Genomic DNA, 18,955 nt, shown 5'->3' with positions numbered 1-18,955 from the left:
TGCCCGATGGCAGATCTCCGGCAGACTGGGGCGCGGTGGGCACGGCACCGCGCGCGGGCCTGGGACGCGTTCCTCGTCGCCTGCCTCGTCGTTGTCTCGAGTGTCGCCTCCCCCGCTTCAGGAGTCGTCGTGGGGGCGTCGGGGTGGGGCTGGCCGCTCGATCCTGCTGTCGTCGCGGAGCCGTTCACGGCCCCGGCGCATCGCTACGGAACAGGACACCGCGGCGTCGACCTCGTCGCGACAGTCGGTGCTGAGGTTCACGCTCCGGCCGCCGGTGTCGTCGCCTTCGCCGGTGTCGTCGTCGATCGTGGCGTCCTCACGATCGATCATGGCGCCGGCTATGTATCGACGCTCGAGCCGGTGAACACCGTGCTCGTGCCCGGCGACCGGGTCGAGCGGGGCGATGTCGTGGGCGCGATCACCACGGGCGGGCACAGCGCGGAGGGTCAGCTGCACGTCGGACTGCGGCTCAACGGCGAGTACATCAACCCCCTCGTGCTCCTGGGGGACATACCACGAGCCGTTCTGCTTCCGTGCTGCTGAGGCGCGGGCTCATGCACGCGGGTGCGCGAGCCGGTATGTCGCCGCGAGGCGTTCGCTCGACACGTGAGTGTAGATCTGGGTGGTTCCGAGGCTCGCATGCCCGAGCAGCTCTTGAACGGTGCGAAGGTCTGCTCCGCCGTCGATCATGTGGGTCGCAGCGGAATGCCTGAGAGCGTGGGGGCCCGCCGTACCGCCGACGATCGGTGACACCATCCTCGATACGACGTCATACACCGCCCTCGCCCCGATCCGGCCACCGCGCGCGCCGATGAAGACCGCGCCGCCGGGGTCGGAATCCGCGATGAGGGCTGGTCGCGCACGAACCAGGTACGCCTCGAGCGCCCGCGCTGCGGGCATGCCGAAGGGAACGACGCGGTCCTTGGATCCCTTTCCCGTGACGCGCGCCGTGAGTCGATCCCGATCGATGTCATCGATGTCGAGCCCCGTCAGCTCGGAGACGCGGACCCCCGCGCCGTAGAGCAACTCCACGATGGCGTGGTCGCGCAGGGCGAGCGGATCACCCGTGGAGGCGGATTCGCGGGCAGCATCGAGGACCATCGAGAGGTTGTCGGCGGTGGCGACACGAGGGAGGCTACGTCCGCGCTTGGGAGCGACGAGGCGCACGCTCGGATCGAGCGACAAGAGCCCTGCCTCGACGGCCCAGGAGAAGAATCCTCGAGCGGCCGCGGTCCGACGCGCGATCGTGGAACGGGCATCACCCCTCTTCGTTGCTGCCCACAGCCACTCTCTGAGCGTCTCCACATCGACGATGGACAGCTCGGGGTCGCCCGCGACCGAGGCGAGATCGTGGAGGTCCGATCGATAGGCACGGACGGTGGCCGGGGACAGCCGCCGCGCCTGGGCGAGGTGGAGCGCGTAGCGCTCGGCAGCCTCGGTGATCCTCATGTCTCCAGAATGCAGCGACGGACTCGGATCGGTACCGCATGCGTCCCGGCAAGTCTCGAGATCGCGATCGTCGTGGGTGGCGTGTCATGGCATCCTCGCATCGCGCCACCCCTGTGCACCGCGATCGACGAGCCCCGACATCGACAGGAGACCGAGGCGCGCTTCTACGTCAGCTCGGCTCATCCCGGACCGCTGAGCGATGTCCTCCGCCGTTCGCCACGAACGCGCGCTCAGAGCATCGAAGATCCTGAGGGAGCCGTCGACGATCTCGAGTGAACCGCTGCCCGTGTCCATCAATCGGAAGCCGAGCATCTCTCTCACATCGTCCGCAGTCGTAATGCACTGCGCACCATAGTCGCGGAGAAGTCGATGACAGCCGGCCGACGCCGCACTCGTGACGGGGCCGGGCACTGCGCCGAGTTCTCTGCCGAGCGCTGCGGCGTGGCCGGCGGTGTTCAGCGAGCCGCTGCGCTGCCCCGCCTCAACCACGACGGTCGCGTCGGACAGTGCGGCGATGAGTCGATTCCGCTGACAGAATCACATACGTGACAGATATCGCCATCTACACGCGCCAGTCCATCGACAAGGCGGAGGGAATCGACCGCCAGCTAGCGCGGTGCCGTGCTCTCGCGGCATCGCGAGGGTGGAGCATCGTTGCGGAGTTCGAGGACAATGCCGTGAGTGCGTTCAAGTCTCGTGGGCCTGGTACTGCATGGGCAAGGCTTCTCGCCTCACCCGCGGACGTTGTGGTGGCGGTCAACATGGATCGCTTGCTCCGTGGACAGGCCGACCTCCTCGCACTCATCGAAGCGGGCAAGACGGTAGCCACCGTCGAGGGAGACCTAGACCTGACTACCGCGGAGGGTCGCTTCCGCGCGGAGTTGCTGACCTCGCTGGCGTCGTTCGAGGCTCGCCGGAAAGGTGAGCGCCAGACAAGGGCCAACGAATCCCGAGTGTCGGAAGGTCTGCCCGTACCGGGGAAGCGGCGTATGGGATTCGAGCCGGGGAACATCTTGGAGCGGCCCGAGGAGGCCGACAAGATTCGACGCGCCTACGTGGACCTCCTGAATGGTCGCAGTATTAGATCAGTGGCGAACGAGTGGGGACGCCCTCCGGTCCGGGTGCGTGAGATTCTGACCAACCCCGCGTATGCGGGCTGGGTCGTTCGAGGCGGCGAACGGTTCGAGGCCGCGCCCGAGGTTGCTCGGATCGTCGAGCGGGACACCTGGCTGGCTGTCCAAGACCTCCTAGCCGATGAGGCGCGCCGAGTATCCCCCGGTCCCTCGCGCCAGCATTTGCTGTCTGGAATCGCCACATGCGCCGAGCCTGGGTGTGGCGCGAAGATGCGCGCCATCTCCCGCTACTACGCATGCTCCGCCGACACCGCGCACGCCACCATCTACAAGACCGCTCTAGAGGAGTTCGTGAAGGCCCACCTGGCGGTCGAGTTGATCCGGGGTCAACGACGAGAGGCCCACGACGCACCCAGTCCGCTCGCACGGAGGCTCAGCGAACTGGAGGAAGAGCGCAAGCGGTGGACACGCATGGGCGCGTTGCCGTGGGCAGACATGACGGAGGTTGAGCGCGAGCTGGCCCGCATTCACGAGGAGTCCGAGCGCGTGGCGGCGGAGCTGGGCCGCTCCCGCGTCGCGTCGGCTACGCAAGAGCTGACGCGTCGGGCGCGGGTGGTGCTTGCGGAAGGTATCGAATCCGGTGTTCGTACGCTCCCAGACGGTTCGTTCGATGTGGATGTGGACCTGGACGCGTGGGAAGAGTTCTTCGACGCACAAGACCTGGACGCCCGCCGTGCTCTCGTGGAGTCACGCCTCAGCGTCCAGGTCAAGAAGGGTCGCGGGCTGGACCGCGTAGCAGTGTCGCCCCGCTAGTCTGCGGGGCATGGAACTGCAGTTCGATCCATTCGCGTCTTCCGTTGCGGCAGTCGCTCTGGTCGTGTCGATCTGGGCAATCATCGTGGCGAAGCGCGAGCCACACCGGCAACGCACGCGGACGAATCGAGATCTCGTGCGGAGCGCACTCGTACAAGCACTCCAGTCGATTGACCCGCACAGGACACCGATGGAGCCCGGGACACCGCCCCCGCTTCCCGAAGCACTGACCGACGCTATTGCCGTGTTGCGCGACCTGGGGCCCCGGCTCCCGGAGAATCGCCGACTGGAGTCCATTCGTACTCACCTACACGCGGTGGACGAGTCTTGGTCCGGTGTAGTCAATTGCTCCAGCAAGATCGAAGAGCTTGACGAAACCGCTGCGCGCCACGAACAGATCGCGGCGACCGTCACGTCGGACAAGGTTCGAGAACTTCACGGGCGGCAAGCAACGGATGACCGCGTGCTGAAATCGCGGTTGGAGAAGCTGCTGAGGACACACCGCGAGCGGTTCTCTAGCGAGATGCCAGCCTTCCGTGCCGAGACAGAGGACTATGTCTCCTGGCTGGACGCCCACGATCGGAGGGGCAAGGAGCCGTCGCTCGAAGCCTGACGCGCACGCATACGCGCCAGCACTTCGAGGTCGACATTCATCAGCATCTCGCGGAGCGTCGAGATTTCGAGCAACAGGGCGTTCACGTAGACCTGTTCGGATTCAGTCACGCTGCACGCCCCAGAAGCTCTGACCAGGCCTGCGTGGGCGTGTAGATATCCATACCGAGCGGGCCTTGTGCCTTCGTCACCACGCCGTCCGCGACCGCCGCTTGCAGGTAGCGGTGAGCGGTGGACCGACTCTTGCCGGATGCTTCCGCGTACTCGGCGTGCGACATCGGTCGCGTGAGCACGCGGCGAACCTCTCGTGCCTCCTTGCTGATCGTTTCCGAGTCGAGAAGCCGCATCACTCGATTGATTGAACCGTCCGCAAGCTCGATCTCATCCAGGTACAGCCCGCGGATCGTCTCGGTTGCACCGTCGCGTGCTTTCCCGTTGTGGTCTTGTTCGGTCGACAGTGCGATGAACTCGAACGACTCCCCCGACGCCGGGATGAACTTACGGTCCCGGTACATCATCATGACGACATCCGCCGCCCCCTCGAAGGCTCCCGAGCCGCGCATGACCGGCGCGTCCGTGTCTTGCTCGGCCTTGCGAGGGTGGTGGATGAACAGGTGAGTTGCTTCCGGCAGGGCGTCCTTGACGCGGTTGATCGTCATGCCCGTCAGCACGGCGTCATCCTCCTTCTGAATTCCCGAGGTCGCAGCCCATGTGTCGTAGATGACGACCTCGATGCCCTCGCGCTCGACAACCTCGCGGATGCGACTCAGGCTCTCGTCGTTGTTGAGGTTCGCGCGGTCGATGAAGAACAGCCACGGACGCAGGTCGCCGGGCGTCTTCCCGTGTGCAGTCATCCAAGCTTGGAGACGGCTCATAAATCCGGCTTTACCTTCGCCGAGAACGATGAGCGTCTTTGCCTGCCGGGTCGGCTTCCCTAGCCACGGCATGCCACAGGCCATCCGGCACGCCATGTCCAGGTAGGTGTACGTCTTGCCGAGGTTCGACCGGGCGCAGATCACGCAAACGCCTCCAGAGGTCAGCAGACCCGGGATGATGAACTCGCGGTGCGCCGAGTCCAGATCATCCCAACTCAGTTCCGCGGAGCCGGTGAAGAGTTCAGCGCCGAGACGGCGCTCGGCCTCCGCCTTCACCTTCATCGTGAAGAGGGTCGCTTCGACCTGCTCTTCCATGTCCTCAGTTGCCCCGGTGTTGCCCGTCGCTGCCCGGTCAAGGACACCCTGCATGACGGACTTCATCTCATCCACCGGAAGACTGCTCGCGCCGATCATCTGCGCCTTCATGGCGGGTGTCCAGTCCTCTGCCAGAACCGCACTCACGAGTGAAGCCTGACTCTTTGGCACGGTCGCAGTGCTCTCCGTGTCCGCGCTCATCGAGATAGCTCCGCATCGCGCGTGAGCACCTTGCCGATGCGGCGGCTTAGGTCGGCATACCCCTGCGTGCGCGCCCAATCGGTGTACTCGCGCTGGGAATCGGGATAGTCGCCGTCATGGTCAGCGGCGTAGACCTCTTCCTCTGCGAACTTCACGAGCCACGCGGCGTCGTACGCCTCCGAGCGCTTCAGAATCTGAACGCGGTCGATAGATCGCCAGGGGAAGAACTGTCCGGCATCGTCTGCGGAAGGCGCGGGCAAGAGGTCATGGTCGGGGTTGGACGACGGCATGATGCGCCCGCCAGTCGTGACTACGCAGACGCCGAGCGCGTCGGCGTAGATCACGCGCCCCTGGAGGGTCAGATTGGTGACGATCTCACCGCTGTCGCCGAAGGTCAGGACGTAGGGATACGCGTTGGGTGTGACGGTCAGGTTGACCGCATCTCCGATGCGCAGGTACTCAGAAGTATTCATTGAAGTGCTCCATAAAAAGGATTCGTGTAAGGAAAATGGAGCGGACTTCGAGTGCTTTGTGACCGTGGGCGGCTCTGAGAATAGTATAAAGGATAATCAGAATGTCTATTATGTTTGACATTTCCATTATACAAACCCGTCGCGGGCACCTATCCCCAGCATGCCGATGCTAATCCCGCGTCCCACGCGTCCCACTGGGACGCACCTCACAATGGGACGCCGAAACCGCGGAAAAACGCGGCAAAGTGCGTCCCGTCCCACAATCCCACAACACGTACGTATTACGTAAGTACTCCGAGTGAGACGCTGGGACGCACAGAACTGGGCACTGTCGACTTGTCAGGGCGATGAACATTATCGCACTCAGCGATACCATCGCGGAAGCCCTTTTAGCCAGATCGCTACGTCGCATTGTTTATTGCCTGAGTTAGCCCGTCGGGCGTCACAATTCATGAGATAATGTAGGTATGACTATAACCCCAGAGCTACCATGCCCACCTGGCGGGGCTCAACGCCAGGACACCACGCACGACGGCTCCGCCGATCAGTATCGGCGCGGATGCCGGTGTACCTCATGCCGCTCCGCCTGGTCCACATACAGCCTGGAAGCTCGTGAACGACGGGCCGCGCGCCAGCCCGAGCTGAACCGCTCACTAGCCCACGGATCCGTGAGCACAGCCAACAACCACGCATGCCCCTGCGAGCCATGCAGAGCCGCCGTACGCGAGTACTCACGCAATGGGTACGCCCGTCGCCAGGGCAGTGCGTCGTGAGCGCGCGTCTGCACATCGTGCGGCTGCTGACGCAGGAGCAGGCCGACGAACGGTATGTGAACGAGGGCGAGGCCCCTTCGGAGGTCGACTTCGTAGCCGTGTTCGAGGCGGCACTGCGTGAGTGAGTTTCACCGCACATCGAAGTGGGGGACGTTCACGCGCAAGGCTCGGCCCATCATCAAGGCGCAGCTCCCACTCCCCTGCGTGAACGCGGGAGCGCACCCGACCTGCACAGGAGCGGTGTATCCCGATCAGGTGTGGCACGTCGGGCACATCCGCAGCCACCACCTCGACCCGCTTGCGCCACTGACTCTTCAGTCGGTCGGTCCATCACACGCGAAGTGCAACACACGAGCCGGCTCGGTCGAGGGCGGCAAGAAGGCGCAGCGCATCCGGAGAGGCGGGGCGGACGACAAGCGACTGCCGCGCGGTGGATCGGGATGGTGATCTTTTGACGGATCGTCATCACCAAGCCGAGGCGGCGAGCGAAATCCCTCCCCTGTCTGCGCCCTCGCTCGACGATCTCCAGGATGAGGCGGTCTGGCTCACTTGGCGAGACACCGCGATTCAGCCGCTGGACGCTACCGAACTGGTCACGACTGAACAGACGCGTGCTGAGCTGATCGCGGGCGCTCGCCTCCTGAACGTATCAACCCTGCATGCTCACCAGCTCCTGATCGCCGACGCACTAAACGCCGGACAGGAGGTAGGCGCTGTCCTCGCGCCCCGCCAGATCGGCAAGACGAAGACTCTCGTGATGCTGATATTGGGGCGCTGCCTCCTCCGCCCCAAGTACAACGCCGCGTTCTCGATCACGACACTTGCGAGCAAGAGTTCTGAGGTCTTCACGCAGACGGTCATGGACGAGCTAGAGACGCTGTATCCGGACCCCGAGACACGCCCCGTGCGCATCTACAAGGGCAAGGGAAGCGAGCACATCAAGTTCCCGAACGGCTCGCGGTTTTCACAGAAGACGGCGAAGGGTGCGAGCTTCCGTGCCTCCAGCTACTCGTGCGTCTGGATCGATGAGTCCGGAGAAGCGACGCCCGAGCAGGCAAAGGACCTCCTGGACGCAATCCTGAGCACGTTCGACACAACAGACGGGCAGCTCATCCTCACCGGCACTGCTGGCACCTTCCGCCGCTCGCAGCTTCTGTATGAAGCACTGGGCAACGCCGACAACGCACACGTGCGGTACGCCATCCCCGAGGACACAACCCCCGACGAGCTGGAGGCTTGGGAGCCGAGCGAGGATGCACCATTCGCACGTGCTCGCGAACTGACGCTGGCCATGCACCCGGGCATTCAGTCTGGCCTCACAACCGAGGAGAAGGTACGTCGGCGCTTCGTCGCGCAAGGACCGGAGCGCTTCGGGCGCGAGTATCTGGGCATCTTTGGCACGATCGGTGAGGGCCTGGGGCCGATCAACGTTCAATCGTGGATCGACGCAGGGAACGATGCCGTGCCAGACCGCCCCGAGCACGTGACGCTCGCCGCCGCTACCAGCTTCCCCGGCAAGCACGGTTCGATCGTCTGCGTCTGGCGCGATGAGAGCGGTCGCGCACACATCTACCTCATCGACCACCGCAACGGCACAACATGGCTGGCAGACGCGGCAGCGCGGAAGTCTCGCGAGTACGGCGTACCAGTCATCTTCGACAAGAAGAGCAACACGATGCGAGCCGAAGCAGAGGTCATGGCGCGCATGGAGCCGACTCCCGACCTGCGCGAGCAGGGGTTCGATGATGTGACAAGTGCCGCCGCACTCCTGGTCAAGGAGATCAACCAGGGCAACGTCGTGCACTACAAACAGTCTCCCCTCGATACCGCAGCGAAGATCGCCGTGCGCCGCAAAACAGGCCCCGCGAGCTGGGCCTTTGGGCCCCCACCCAAGGAGTACGACAGCGCCGATATCAGTGCGCTCGAAGCCGCGGCACTCGCGCTTCGCTACTACGACGAGAACCCGGCAGTCGAGAGCTTCGGCCCGATCCTCGCCGCTTGACCGAGCTGCACAAAGGCCAGATCAACGAACAATACAGTCCCTGGGATAATTGTATGTAATATGACATGCATCTATTCAAAGGTCTCCGCCCGTGGGCTGGCTGTCTGACCTCTTCTTCGGCACCGGAGGCGGTGCAGCTCCTCTTGCCGCCGCCTCCGGTTCGCTCGTACCCGAATCGCAGTGGTACGAGACAAATGCGCAAGCGCTCGTGTACCGCGACCACTTCGGCTCGAAGTACGGAGAACTCCAGCGCACCGCAGCCATGAAGGTCGCTCCTATCAAGCGCGGTCGAGCGATCATCGTGGGCTCAATCTCAGATCTGCCTTTGAGCGCGGGCGCGTGGGACGGCGTGACTTGGGTACCAGCAAACCGCCAACCCGTATGGCTCACCCGTTGCTCTGGCACACAGACGCCTTGGCACCGCATGGCGACGACCGTTGACGACCTCATCTTCTACGGCTGGTCACTCTGGGCGCTGAACCGATCCGAGGCCGGGACCATTCTTGACGCGTACGCGTTGCCGCAGAACCGCTGGAGCTTCGACCAGAGCACACCCCTGGGGATACGGATCGACAAGACGCCGGTCACCGACCCGCGAAACGTGATCCTCTTTCAGGGGCCGGACGAAGGCATCCTCGCCACCGGCAACGAAGCTGTCCAGTCGTGGGCGGCGCTCGGACTTGCGCGTCTTGCGAAGGCACAGAACCCCATCCCCGCAATGGTCTTGCAGGAGACCGAGGCGGGCAAGGTCACGCAGGCCGAAGCCGAACAGTACGTGAAGGCCTGGGGCGACCGACGCCGCGACCCGAACGGCATGATCGGGTTCTTGCCTTCCAAGCTGTCCCTCGCGGTCCACGGTGACATCAAACCCGAGCTGTACGACCAAGCCTTCAACGCGCTACGTCTCGACGTCGCGAACCTTCTAAACCTCCCCGCATCTCTGCTCGACGGATCGACGGCGACCGCCTCTCTGACATACGTCACGCAGGAGGGCGAACGGCAGTCGCTCATCGACTGGCTGGAGTACTGGCTCGCGCCGATCGAGGCACGCCTCAGCATGCCCGACGTCACGCCGCAGGGACAGGTCGTGCGCTTCGACCGCTCGAACCTCACTGACGTTCCCAACAACTCACACGGTCCCGAGCTGGCCGCAGACGCCGCACCCGAAGCGGCCTAGGAGCACCCATGACCAAACCACCGACCCACATCTCGTCTCTTATTGAGAATGAGTCTGCTTCTCAGCCAGCGGGTCTGTTCGCCCGGGTGGCGGATACCCGCACGATTCGCGGACTCCTCCTCCCCTTCGGCGAGCTGAGCCGTCCGAATCTCAGCGAGACCGCGCCCGTCAGGTTCAGCGCGGGCGTCGTGAAGCTGCCTGCCGATCCTTCCGTCGCGACGCTCTACGACGAACACGACCACTTCAGCCCGCTCGGACGGGCGACTGCGCTGGTCGAAACCGAGCGAGGTATCGAGGCAACCTTCGCAATCGCCGAGACCGAAGAGGGCGACGCCTACCTCGCAAACCCGGTCCGCAAGCTCTCTGCCGAGATCGCTCCCGGATGGACGCGGGAAGGCGAGAACGCAATATCCGCACGCCTTACAGGCGCTGCCGTCTGCGCCGAGGGCTCGTTCGAATCCGCCGCCCTCTTCTCCGTCGCTCCCGGCGATGAGGCCGACGAACGCCCGATTACCGCCGAGGAGCTGGCCGAAATCGCCGCTCGCCTATCTGTGGCCACGGCGGCACTCGCGGCGCATCAGGCAGTCACCCCCGAGACCCCCGAAGCCGCCCCGGCTGAGGACACCCCACAAGAAACGAAGGAGGAGTCCGAAGTGACTTCCATTGTTCCCGAGACCGGGGCAGACAACCCGGTCCAGGCAGGCGAAAGCGCATCCGCGTTCTTCGCTGCCGTCACGTCCCGCGACGCATCCGCCCTCGCAGCTCTGGAGACACCGGACGAGGCAGGTGCCCTATTCGCCATCTCGCCGATCCAGCACTCCGGGCCATCAGCCGTCACAATCGGTGCCGACGTTCAGCAGACCGGCTACCTAGGCGAGCTGTGGAGCGGAAACGCCTATCAGCGGAAGTACATCCCGCTATTCCACCAGCGAGACCTCACCAACTACGAGGTTCGTGGTTGGTCCTGGGTCACGAAGCCGACTGTCGCCGCATACGCGGGCAACAACGCAGAGATTCCATCCAACGCGGTCGACACAGCGCCGGTCACCGCGCAGGCGCGTCGTATCGCGGGAGGTCATCGCATCGATCGCCGCTACCTGGACTTCAATGACCAGAGCGTCATCGAGTCGTACTTCCGCCTCATGAGCGAGTCCTACGCGAAGGTCTCCGACGCTGACATCCTCGCGAAGGCTGTCACCGCTGCCGGTTCCGCAACGAACATCACGCCCGTATCTGGTGTGAACGCCGTGTACGCCGGAATCATCCAGGGCGCGCTTCAGTTGGTCGCCAACGACATCACTCCGACGTTCGCCGTCGTGGACCCCTCCGTATACGGGTCCGTGCTCTACGAACTCGACAAGGAGAAGCTGGCGCACCTGTCTGCCTCCTTCGGTCTGACGGGTGGCACGTTCGACGGCTTCCAGATCGTTCCCGGCACCGTCGGAACCGACAACGTGCTTGTTGGTGCTTCGCAGGCTCTGACCGTCTTCGAACTACCCGGCGCACCCATCCGCGTCGAAGGTCTCGCACCGCACCACGGCGCGATCGACCCTGCGCTCTACGGGTACCTCGCGGACATCACGAACGACTCCCGCGGTCTCGTGCTCAAGCACACCACCCCGGCGTGAGTGGACGGGGCGTAAGTCATGGCATGGAACACTCTCGCGGACGCGCGCGCCATCTGGCGTGACGCGCCCGCCGATGACCCAACCTTGGGGCTCTACCTCGAGTCCGCTAATGCGTCGTGCCTGGCTTACGCCCCGGATCTCGCTTCGGCGGACACCGAAGAGTCGGTCACATTCGGCGTCACCGTGGCAGACGGGCAGATTGTCGCGACAGACCTGATTTTGAGTGCCGACCTTCCCGACGACTACACCGGCACCTTTGACGTTCCCGTGGAGGGAGCGTTCTTCCGGTTCACCTTCGCAGGCGGCGTTGTCGGAGGGGCGGAGATTGCACAGATCGACGTCCCCTCCGCGTGGAAGCTCGCGGAGGTGATGCAGGCTCGCAACCTATTCAACGCGGGCCAATCCCCCACGAACCCCAGCAGCGACTGGGACGGCTCTGGTTACGGCGTCGCGACATACCCGCTCGACTGGACCGTGAAGCAGCTTCTGCGACCTGAGCAGGGAGTGGGGGCGATCTGGTGAGCGTCCGCAAGCAGATTGCCGACCAGTTGCGCGCGGACTGGGCAGAGATTCCCAACCTCGCCAATGTGCGCGTCATTGGAACCGAGCGCACGATCGATCGTCTCGATCAGCCGACCGCGCTCCTGCGCCTGAGGACCATCGAGCGCCTGCCCCAAGCACCGCTCGCGGGCCGCAACGTCGGGCTTCTCCTGACTCTCATCAGCGAGCGCGAAGACCTCGACCTCGCGGGCGACGACATCGAAGAGCTGACCGAAGCGGTGCTCACCTACCTGGGTCCCCGCTACAAGCACGACCGCGCGGAAGTTGTCGGCTACGGCGACCGCCTCGCAGTCGACATCCCCCTGACAATCATCGCCGTCGCTGAGACGGCCCCGACGCCTGAGGAGGCGTAACTATGGCCGCAATCGCCGCCGCCCCGATCCTTCTGAACAACGTGACCGTGACCATCGGCACCGATAGCTATGAAGCCGCCTGCACGCAGGTACTTCTGAACCCGACGACGCCGGTCGTCCGATGGAAGGGCATGACGCCGGGAAGCTCGCACTCCTTCGCGGGCACACCGATCTGGGATGCCACTCTGACATTCGCGCAGGACATCGCGAGCACGAACTCACTCTCGAAGTACCTGCACAACACCCCCGTGGGTACGAAGGTCACGCTCGCATTCGATCCCGTGGCAGGCGGAGCAAGTGTGACGGCAATCATCGTCATTCAACCCGCAGCCATCGGCGGATCGCTCGACACGGTTCCCGAAGCCACGGTGACGTTCGCGGTCGACGGACAGCCGACCATCGCGGCTTAGGGGGTTGGCGCTCGTGCAGATCGACGTATTCAAGTCGCGCGAGATGCTCGCGACCATCTACGCGATTCGCGCGCTCGACAAGACCCTTCAGAAGCAGATCCGTACCCACGTCAAGCGCTGGGCGCAGCCCGAGTTTAAGCAGTCGATGGCGCAGCACGCAGACACAAAGCTCGAACACCGTGTGCTCGTAGACACCGCCGTCGTCTCGGTGAGCAACCAAAACGTGCGTCTGCAGTCCGCAGGCAAGGGCCGCCGCCTCTCCGGCGGTCTCAACCCGAAGACGGACTACGCGCCCGTGGAGTTCGGGGCGCATGCGAAGGGCAAGAGCTACACACGCAAGTCGCGCAACGGCGGAACGCACCGGGTTATGCGAGCGATGAACACGCAGTTCAAGGTGCCGAATCGCCGCGGCTACGTCTTCTACCCAACCGTGCGCGAGTTCGTCCCGCGCGTCGCCAGCTACTACGTGCAGACCACGGTTCGCACGATCGCAAACGCCCTAGAGGGCAAGCAGGAGTAACCATGGCACTCAGTGTCGACATCAACGCGAACGCCCGCGGAGCGCAGTCCCAGGTCAAGGACCTGGGTAAGGCTCTCGAAGGCGTTTCCGACGCACTCGACGACCTCGCCGCCGAAGCTGACACGTCCGGTGGTCGCGTCGAGCGCTCCTTCCGCGAGATGACCAAGGACGCCGAGTCCGCGGAGAAGGCAAACGAACGTCTCGCGAAGTCGGGCAAGAAGGTCGGCGATGACGCGGGCTCAGGGTTCCGAAAGGCCGGTGACGCGTCATCTGAGTTCAAAGACGAGGCGCTGTCGAACCTCTCCGAAGTTACGTCGTCTTTCGACGGCTCGATGGAGTCCGTGGGTGATCTAGTTCAGGGGACGCTTGGTGGTGTTTCCGCGAACCTTGGTCTTATCGGTCTCGCAGCGGCACCCGCCGCTGCCGCCGTCGGTGTCATCACTGACACGTTTGTGAAGGCGAAGGAGGCCTCGGACGAGGCCCGCGACAGCGCATACGAGTACGGCATCACGGTTGCCGAATCAGGCAAGTACGCCGACGCGGCTGCGCGAATAGGCGAACTCACTGGCTCTGTCGAAGAACTCCGCAAAATTCAGGAGATCGCGACGGTTTCGGGCTGGCGTCAGAAGGACGTCCTGACCGCGCTTGCGACGGGCGACGGTATGCCAGCGCTGACGGCGGCATTCAACGAAGGCGCAAACACTACGACGGTGACCGTGGGCCGACTCCAGGAGCTTCAGGGCACCCTCGACGGAACGGCGCTCGGATTCTCCCTCAGCAAGGATGCCGCTCGACTGAACGCGAACGCCCTCTACGACCTCGCTACGACGGCGGGAGAGGCGACCGGCGAAGTAGACGACCTGGGCAACGCGATCGTCACAATGCCCGGAGGCAAACAGGTTGTGATCGACGCGAAGACCAAGACTGCGCACGAGGACATTGACGCTCTCGAACAGCGGCAGCTCCCGCAGAAGACGCAGCCGGTGAAAGTCGTGGTCGACCGGAGCGAGTGGGACAACTGGCGACCGACCGTCAAGAACGGTGAGGTCAAGGCCAAGCCAGCGGTGGGCCGGTACTGGGAATGAACCTCATCACGCACGGTGCCAGCACCATCACACCCACCGAAATTCTCGGGTACACCTCGGAACGCGAGTCCCGGAACATCATCCACGCCATCTTGGGCCGATCGAACCCCGACGTCACGCTACGTCCCGCCGCGCTCCGCACCGGCACGCTGATCATGGGATTCCACGGTGCGAACAGCGAGGCCGACTCCGCGTCCGCTGAAGCGCTCCACGCTACCGGGGGCGTCTTCACGGTGCTCTCCCCCGACCGCGGCACGATCGAGATGTCCTACGTCGCCGCGGGAAGGATCACCAGGGAGCTGGAGGACGAGACCAGAGACGCGTGGGTGCTCCGGGTTGACTTCCAGGAGGTCGCGCCGTGACCACCTCCACGCACATCTACAGCGCGTTCCTGATCGGAACGCCGGATGTGCCCCTGTCAGTTACGGGCGGCTCGGTCACCTTGGACGCGGGCGCAGCTCCGCACGTGCAAGCCGAGATCCGCATCGCAGTTCCCGACGCGCCTACGCTCGCACTTCTTGATCCACGGGAAAGTGCCCGCGTGCGCATTGAGGTTGACGGTGTCTATCCCGCCTTCAGCCTTCACCGCGAGTTCGACTTGAGCTTGCGTGACCGTGACAGCGACCAGGCGGGGGCGGTGTTGACGCTCGCCCTGGCGTCGGATGAAGCGCTCCTAGAGGACTACGCACCTCTCGAAGACGACGCAACGCCGCTGGATCATCAGGCATCGCTGAGAGACCTTGTGGCCTACGTGCTGTCGAAGGTGTCCGGCGCGCTTGCTCCTGGCTCGATCGATCCGCCCGTTCCCGCGCTCGCAGCGTCGGACAACCTGATCCGCAACCCTCGCGTCGCGACCGGCTCCACCGACTGGGCGCTCACCTGGACTTCAGGCGGGCTTAGCTTCAACCGCTACGCATCGGGCGGGCCGTCGTACGCGCCGAGCTACATGCAGATCTATGCGAGCGGCGCGGCGTCGACGGGGGTGTATGCGTACCTCGACCAGCAATCCATCTCGGTCACTCAGGGGCGGCTCTACGTCCTGAGCGTCACGGCGAATCCACCGACCGGGCAGTCGGCATCGCTTGACGCGATCCTGTACGACCAGTCCGGTAACATCGTCGCCTTCGCCACGCCTGCACCGATCATCGGCAACGGTAGCTATCAGCGGGTCCACACGACGTTCTATGCCACCGGCAACGCCTCGCGGGTCCGACCCCGCCTCAACATCGCGAGCATGCCGTACGGGCAGTACTTCAACGTCACTGCTTTCCGCTTAAGCGAGTTCACCGGAGACATCGCAGCCGATCGTCTGTACTTCGACGGCAGCTTCATGGACACGGCTCAGTACGACTACGCCTGGACTCAGGCCAGCCATGCATCAGTCTCGACCCGCAAGCCGCTCGTGGACGCAGCCACACCGGACGGGCTGACATGGAAAGCGGGACAGTCGGCGATCGAGTTCATCCAGCCGATCGTCCAAGCCGCGGGTCTGCGCCTTGTGTGCGACGAGCAACGGGTATGGACACTCCGCGATGAGAATCACTCCGCCAGCGGCTCTCTGAGCATCCGCTACGGGGTAAACATGATCGACGGCACCGACACCATCAGCCGAGACTCGGGTCTGTGGTTTGACGCGCGCGTAACCAACTACACGTGGACAGATAGCTCAGGCACGACCCAGACCCGCACCGACGCCTTTGCGCTCACCCTCCCCTATACGCGCCTTACGACGCTCGATCTGCGCACGGCCTATCCGGGGCCAGGTCGGAGCGAGTACGCCGTTAGACGGGCGCAGGGCCGCGGACGAGAGGTATCCGCGACGGCGGTCGCCGACTGGTCCGCGCACGCCGAGCAACCCATAGCGGTCACTCTCAACGGCGCACCCACTCAGATCGGGCTCACGCAGTCGCTGACGTTCGATCTGGACACCGACCGAATGACGGTCACCACCCGAACAACCGACACCCCCGCGGGCGCAATCGACCTGCTGCCCGGAACCATCGACGCCCTCTCAGGCACGATCGACAGCCTTTAGGAGGCAGCACCATGGCAATCGGAGACGATGCTCTAGCCGCAGGCTTCGCGCTTGTATCCGGCACCACACCGGCCAATCAGATTGACACCGAAGTAAACCGCCTCGCCGACTGGACCGCGAATCGCACCAGCTCAGTGACTCCCGTAGCGAAAGGCGGGACCGGCTCGACCACAGCCGCCGCAGCCCGTACAGCGCTCGGAGTCACCCCCGTGAACATCGGTGCGCCCGAAACCGGAGTCGGGTCGCTGAAATTCACCAGTACCGGATTCGGACGGCTTCTCTGGGAAGCGCCTGGCGTCGCGTACCCGACTGAACTCTGCTCGCTCGGATACGTCGATAGCCTCAATGCATCCCGCATCTCAGACATCAACGCACGCGTCTCGAAGTCGGGCGATACGATGTCCGGTCACCTTTACCTGCCCGCGTCGACTGGCGCATCCTCGGGATACACGGTGGCCTACATCAACGGTGACGGACGAGTTTCGCGCGGCGTCTCCTCGATAAAGTACAAGGACCTTCTAGATGACCCGAACGTTTCCACGCTGGGCAACATCTGGCCAACGCTCCGATGCTTCACTCTGAAGGCCGACGACACCGAAACGCCCGTCCTCGGATACATCGCAGAAGAACTGGCAGGGGAACCCGACACAGACCGCTTCGTCGTGCGCATCGGCGGGGAAGTCGAATCAATCGACTTCATCCAGCTTCTTCTCGCTCAGGTCGCGCAGCTCAACGCGCGAGTTCTGGCGCTGGAAGCTGCCGCGTGAGCCGTCAACCTAGAAGCTGACGAGTTGACGACGGGTGTTTTAGCTCCCGCTTCAGCTCATCGCGAAGGCGATTGAACGTCGACCGGTCCATCGCCTCAGCGCGGGCGATCTGCGCCGCTACCTCATCCGAAACCTGGATGTGATCGCGTAGCGACTCAACCGTCTTCGTGACTTCGCGAGGCTTCGCGAGTTCGAGCAGCGCCTGGGAAAGAATCTTCGCGACCTCCGCCGTCTCAGACTTCGCTGTCTTCGATCGGTTGTAAGCAAAGATCGACACCACTAGCGCGCCAACACCAGCCAGCGCACCAATGTAGTTCGGGATCAAGCCGAGGATGTCGAGCAGTTCCATGCGCCTACCGTAGCTAGCTAACCGTCTTCGGACGGACGCCACGACCACGGACGGTAGGCGATGCCTCCTGGCAAAATGTCGAACTCTCCGCGGACGATCTCGAAGTCGTGGTCGTAGTTGTGCCCAGGCACGTCCCGGATGCCCCACGCCATGAAGACCAGCCAGTGCATCCGAGCCGACGCACGCTGAAGCTCCACACGTACCTCTTCCCAACGCTCGTGGGACTGTTCGCGCGGCTGGTCTGACGGGAGTTCGCGCGTCATCAGCATGATGACATCCGGTCGATCCTCGAACGCCCCCCACTCGTTATGAACGATTGCGTGCCGGTGCTGCATCGCTTCATAGGCAGCCGTGAGCGCGCCCCGCATCATCTCGACCTCTTCGGGGGTCGCGTTCGGCACATCTGCCGCCAGCTTGCGCGCCAGCTTGTGCTTGTCCTTCAGGCTAAACGGCACCTTCGGCACGCCTTGACTCCAGTCCGATCGATGCCTGATCCATGTTTCGAAGTAGCCGTCGATCTTTGCGCCGAGCAAGGCAACCTCACCCGCCTGGTAGGTGATGAGGTCTCCCCCGCTCAACCCGAGCTGTCGGCCTCGCATTACGCGCCTCTAGCGCGCGCCCGAAGCGCGAGAGCGGCGAGCACTTCGTCGTTGGCGGTGTGTATCTGCCCGGTCGGAAAGCGAATCTCATTCAGCCCTCCAAGGTTTGTGAAGCGCTCAACGCCTTCCTCAGCCATCACAATTGTCTCGAATCGGCCTAGCCGACCCTGGGCGAATCCCAACTCATGAATGACGTTTTGACGGGCACGGAGGCCCCCTTCCACGCGGTCAGTCCCGGTCATCACGATGACGGCCGCGCCTGCGCTTGTGATCAAGCCCTCAACCACGTCGAGATTGATCGAACCGGCGCGCGGCTCGGACTCGAACGCGACTACCTCATACCCTTCCTGGGCTGCGATCAAGTCGCGCACGACCTCCCACTTCCGATCCCCGCCGTGGCCGATGAACACCTTCAGCGGCCCGACTGGAGGTTCATTGACGACAAGGGGAAACTCGTTCAAAATCGCGCGGACCGCGTCCAGCGTGGGTACTGCGTGCTCATCAGGCATCTCAACGTGGACATATGTGGACGGGCTTCCGTCCCTGTGCAAGATCATCACGGACGCCTGTCCGGGGTACAGCTGTGGCGAACCCACGTACGTAAACCCGATCTCGAACGCGGTTGCTTCAGTCGGAATGAGATCGCGTAGGTTCTCTTCAACTAAAGAGACCGATGTGTTCGGCGTGATGCGACGGGACCCTATCTCGTACGCCTGCAACGTGGCGATGATGCCGGTGGGCCGGTACATGTCATTCATCCCGATGCTCACGCCGTGGTCGTGGGGACGCTCGGGGTCTGGTGTCTCGTCGTACCAACGAACCAACGGTTCCAACGTCATGCCAACTCGGTAGAGCGTCTGGGGCGTTGGTCGCTGGGTGCCGATG

Annotated in this window: 23 protein-coding genes; 16 read left to right on the top strand and 7 right to left on the bottom strand. The window is 63.9% G+C overall.

Annotated elements, in window-relative coordinates; translation table 11 throughout:
- The first annotated feature begins 6 nt into the window (after nucleotides 1-6).
- Nucleotides 7-543: a murein hydrolase activator EnvC gene (locus tag FBY39_RS12000; protein WP_141932514.1), complete on the top strand. Its 537-nt coding sequence runs from the start codon at nucleotides 7-9 to the stop codon at nucleotides 541-543.
- Between the two features lie 9 nt (nucleotides 544-552).
- Here FBY39_RS12000 and FBY39_RS11995 read toward each other — a convergent pair whose 3' ends face one another.
- Nucleotides 553-1,449, bottom strand: a complete 897-nt coding sequence (locus FBY39_RS11995; protein WP_141932513.1) for a tyrosine-type recombinase/integrase — start codon at nucleotides 1,447-1,449, stop codon at nucleotides 553-555.
- Between the two features lie 84 nt (nucleotides 1,450-1,533).
- Nucleotides 1,534-1,938 (bottom strand): DNA-processing protein DprA, encoded by a 405-nt coding sequence (locus FBY39_RS11990; protein ID WP_396652275.1) that lies wholly within the window; start codon nucleotides 1,936-1,938, stop codon nucleotides 1,534-1,536.
- 56 nt (nucleotides 1,939-1,994) lie between these two features.
- On the opposite strand from FBY39_RS11990, the gene FBY39_RS11985 reads away from it, so the two are divergent.
- Together FBY39_RS11985 and FBY39_RS11980 are read left to right on the top strand one after the other, a co-directional pair.
- Nucleotides 1,995-3,335, top strand: a complete 1,341-nt coding sequence (locus tag FBY39_RS11985; RefSeq protein WP_141932511.1) for a recombinase family protein — start codon at nucleotides 1,995-1,997, stop codon at nucleotides 3,333-3,335.
- A 10-nt stretch (nucleotides 3,336-3,345) separates the two neighbouring features.
- Nucleotides 3,346-3,948: a hypothetical protein gene (locus FBY39_RS11980; protein ID WP_141932510.1), complete on the top strand. Its 603-nt coding sequence runs from the start codon at nucleotides 3,346-3,348 to the stop codon at nucleotides 3,946-3,948.
- A gap of 106 nt (nucleotides 3,949-4,054) precedes the next feature.
- Here FBY39_RS11980 and FBY39_RS11975 read toward each other — a convergent pair whose 3' ends face one another.
- Both FBY39_RS11975 and FBY39_RS11970 read right to left on the bottom strand, forming a co-directional pair.
- Nucleotides 4,055-5,284 carry an AAA family ATPase gene (locus FBY39_RS11975; RefSeq protein WP_160133124.1) on the bottom strand — a complete coding sequence of 410 codons (1,230 nt, stop codon included), beginning with the start codon at nucleotides 5,282-5,284 and terminating at the stop codon, nucleotides 4,055-4,057.
- Nucleotides 5,285-5,334: 50 nt separating this feature from the next.
- Nucleotides 5,335-5,811, bottom strand: coding sequence for a hypothetical protein (locus FBY39_RS11970; RefSeq protein ID WP_141932508.1), 477 nt, complete (start codon nucleotides 5,809-5,811; stop codon nucleotides 5,335-5,337).
- 769 nt (nucleotides 5,812-6,580) lie between these two features.
- Between FBY39_RS11970 and FBY39_RS16730 the strand changes: the two genes are divergently transcribed.
- The 13 genes from FBY39_RS16730 to FBY39_RS11910 all read left to right on the top strand — a co-directional run bounded on the left by FBY39_RS16730 (nucleotide 6,581) and on the right by FBY39_RS11910 (nucleotide 17,122).
- Entirely contained in the window at nucleotides 6,581-6,709 is a 129-nt protein-coding gene (locus FBY39_RS16730; protein ID WP_260837836.1) for a hypothetical protein, read from the top strand.
- Complete coding sequence (locus FBY39_RS11965; RefSeq protein WP_141932507.1) at nucleotides 6,702-7,031, top strand: hypothetical protein; 330 nt, start codon at nucleotides 6,702-6,704, stop codon at nucleotides 7,029-7,031. The genes FBY39_RS16730 and FBY39_RS11965 overlap by 8 nt, the downstream gene beginning before the upstream one ends.
- A 4-nt stretch (nucleotides 7,032-7,035) precedes the next feature.
- A complete protein-coding gene (locus tag FBY39_RS11960) occupies nucleotides 7,036-8,586 on the top strand; it encodes a hypothetical protein (protein ID WP_141932506.1) in 1,551 nt (516 codons plus the stop codon).
- A 424-nt stretch (nucleotides 8,587-9,010) separates the two neighbouring features.
- A complete protein-coding gene (locus tag FBY39_RS11955; RefSeq protein ID WP_222115690.1) occupies nucleotides 9,011-9,763 on the top strand; it encodes a hypothetical protein in 753 nt (250 codons plus the stop codon).
- An 86-nt stretch (nucleotides 9,764-9,849) separates the two neighbouring features.
- On the top strand, nucleotides 9,850-11,391 hold the full coding sequence (locus FBY39_RS11950) for a hypothetical protein (protein WP_141932504.1): 1,542 nt from the start codon (nucleotides 9,850-9,852) through the stop codon (nucleotides 11,389-11,391).
- A gap of 18 nt (nucleotides 11,392-11,409) precedes the next feature.
- Entirely contained in the window at nucleotides 11,410-11,913 is a 504-nt protein-coding gene (locus FBY39_RS11945) for a hypothetical protein (RefSeq protein ID WP_141932503.1), read from the top strand.
- Nucleotides 11,910-12,305: a hypothetical protein gene (locus tag FBY39_RS11940; RefSeq protein WP_141932502.1), complete on the top strand. Its 396-nt coding sequence runs from the start codon at nucleotides 11,910-11,912 to the stop codon at nucleotides 12,303-12,305. Before FBY39_RS11945 ends, FBY39_RS11940 begins: the two co-directional genes overlap by 4 nt.
- Before the next feature lie 2 nt (nucleotides 12,306-12,307).
- Complete coding sequence (locus FBY39_RS11935) at nucleotides 12,308-12,715, top strand: hypothetical protein (RefSeq protein ID WP_141932501.1); 408 nt, start codon at nucleotides 12,308-12,310, stop codon at nucleotides 12,713-12,715.
- Between the two features lie 4 nt (nucleotides 12,716-12,719).
- On the top strand, nucleotides 12,720-13,235 hold the full coding sequence (locus FBY39_RS11930; RefSeq protein ID WP_141932500.1) for a hypothetical protein: 516 nt from the start codon (nucleotides 12,720-12,722) through the stop codon (nucleotides 13,233-13,235).
- A gap of 2 nt (nucleotides 13,236-13,237) precedes the next feature.
- Nucleotides 13,238-14,320, top strand: a complete 1,083-nt coding sequence (locus FBY39_RS11925; protein WP_160133120.1) for a hypothetical protein — start codon at nucleotides 13,238-13,240, stop codon at nucleotides 14,318-14,320.
- Nucleotides 14,317-14,682 (top strand): hypothetical protein, encoded by a 366-nt coding sequence (locus FBY39_RS11920; RefSeq protein WP_141932498.1) that lies wholly within the window; start codon nucleotides 14,317-14,319, stop codon nucleotides 14,680-14,682. Before FBY39_RS11925 ends, FBY39_RS11920 begins: the two co-directional genes overlap by 4 nt.
- The gene (locus FBY39_RS11915; protein WP_141932497.1) at nucleotides 14,679-16,355 is read left to right on the top strand and encodes a hypothetical protein; all 1,677 of its coding nucleotides are present in this window, start codon (nucleotides 14,679-14,681) and stop codon (nucleotides 16,353-16,355) included. The genes FBY39_RS11920 and FBY39_RS11915 overlap by 4 nt, the downstream gene beginning before the upstream one ends.
- A gap of 11 nt (nucleotides 16,356-16,366) precedes the next feature.
- Nucleotides 16,367-17,122, top strand: coding sequence for a hypothetical protein (locus FBY39_RS11910; RefSeq protein ID WP_141932496.1), 756 nt, complete (start codon nucleotides 16,367-16,369; stop codon nucleotides 17,120-17,122).
- 4 nt (nucleotides 17,123-17,126) lie between these two features.
- Here the strand turns inward: FBY39_RS11910 and FBY39_RS11905 are convergent, their stop codons facing one another.
- Genes FBY39_RS11905 through FBY39_RS11895 form a run of 3 tightly spaced genes read right to left on the bottom strand, consistent with a single transcriptional unit; the run spans nucleotide 17,127 to nucleotide 18,909 of the window.
- Nucleotides 17,127-17,471, bottom strand: a complete 345-nt coding sequence (locus FBY39_RS11905; RefSeq protein WP_141932495.1) for a hypothetical protein — start codon at nucleotides 17,469-17,471, stop codon at nucleotides 17,127-17,129.
- A gap of 17 nt (nucleotides 17,472-17,488) precedes the next feature.
- Nucleotides 17,489-18,070, bottom strand: coding sequence for a hypothetical protein (locus FBY39_RS11900; RefSeq protein WP_160133118.1), 582 nt, complete (start codon nucleotides 18,068-18,070; stop codon nucleotides 17,489-17,491).
- The gene (locus FBY39_RS11895) at nucleotides 18,070-18,909 is read right to left on the bottom strand and encodes a TIR domain-containing protein (protein ID WP_160133116.1); all 840 of its coding nucleotides are present in this window, start codon (nucleotides 18,907-18,909) and stop codon (nucleotides 18,070-18,072) included. Before FBY39_RS11895 ends, FBY39_RS11900 begins: the two co-directional genes overlap by 1 nt.
- Between the last annotated feature and the right edge of the window lie 46 nt (nucleotides 18,910-18,955).

The sequence above is a fragment of the Microbacterium sp. SLBN-146 genome, assembly GCF_006715145.1.
GTDB lineage: Bacteria > Actinomycetota > Actinomycetes > Actinomycetales > Microbacteriaceae > Microbacterium.
The sequence above is the reverse complement of the archived record's forward strand: the minus strand, read 5'-3'. Positions and strand labels throughout refer to the sequence as shown.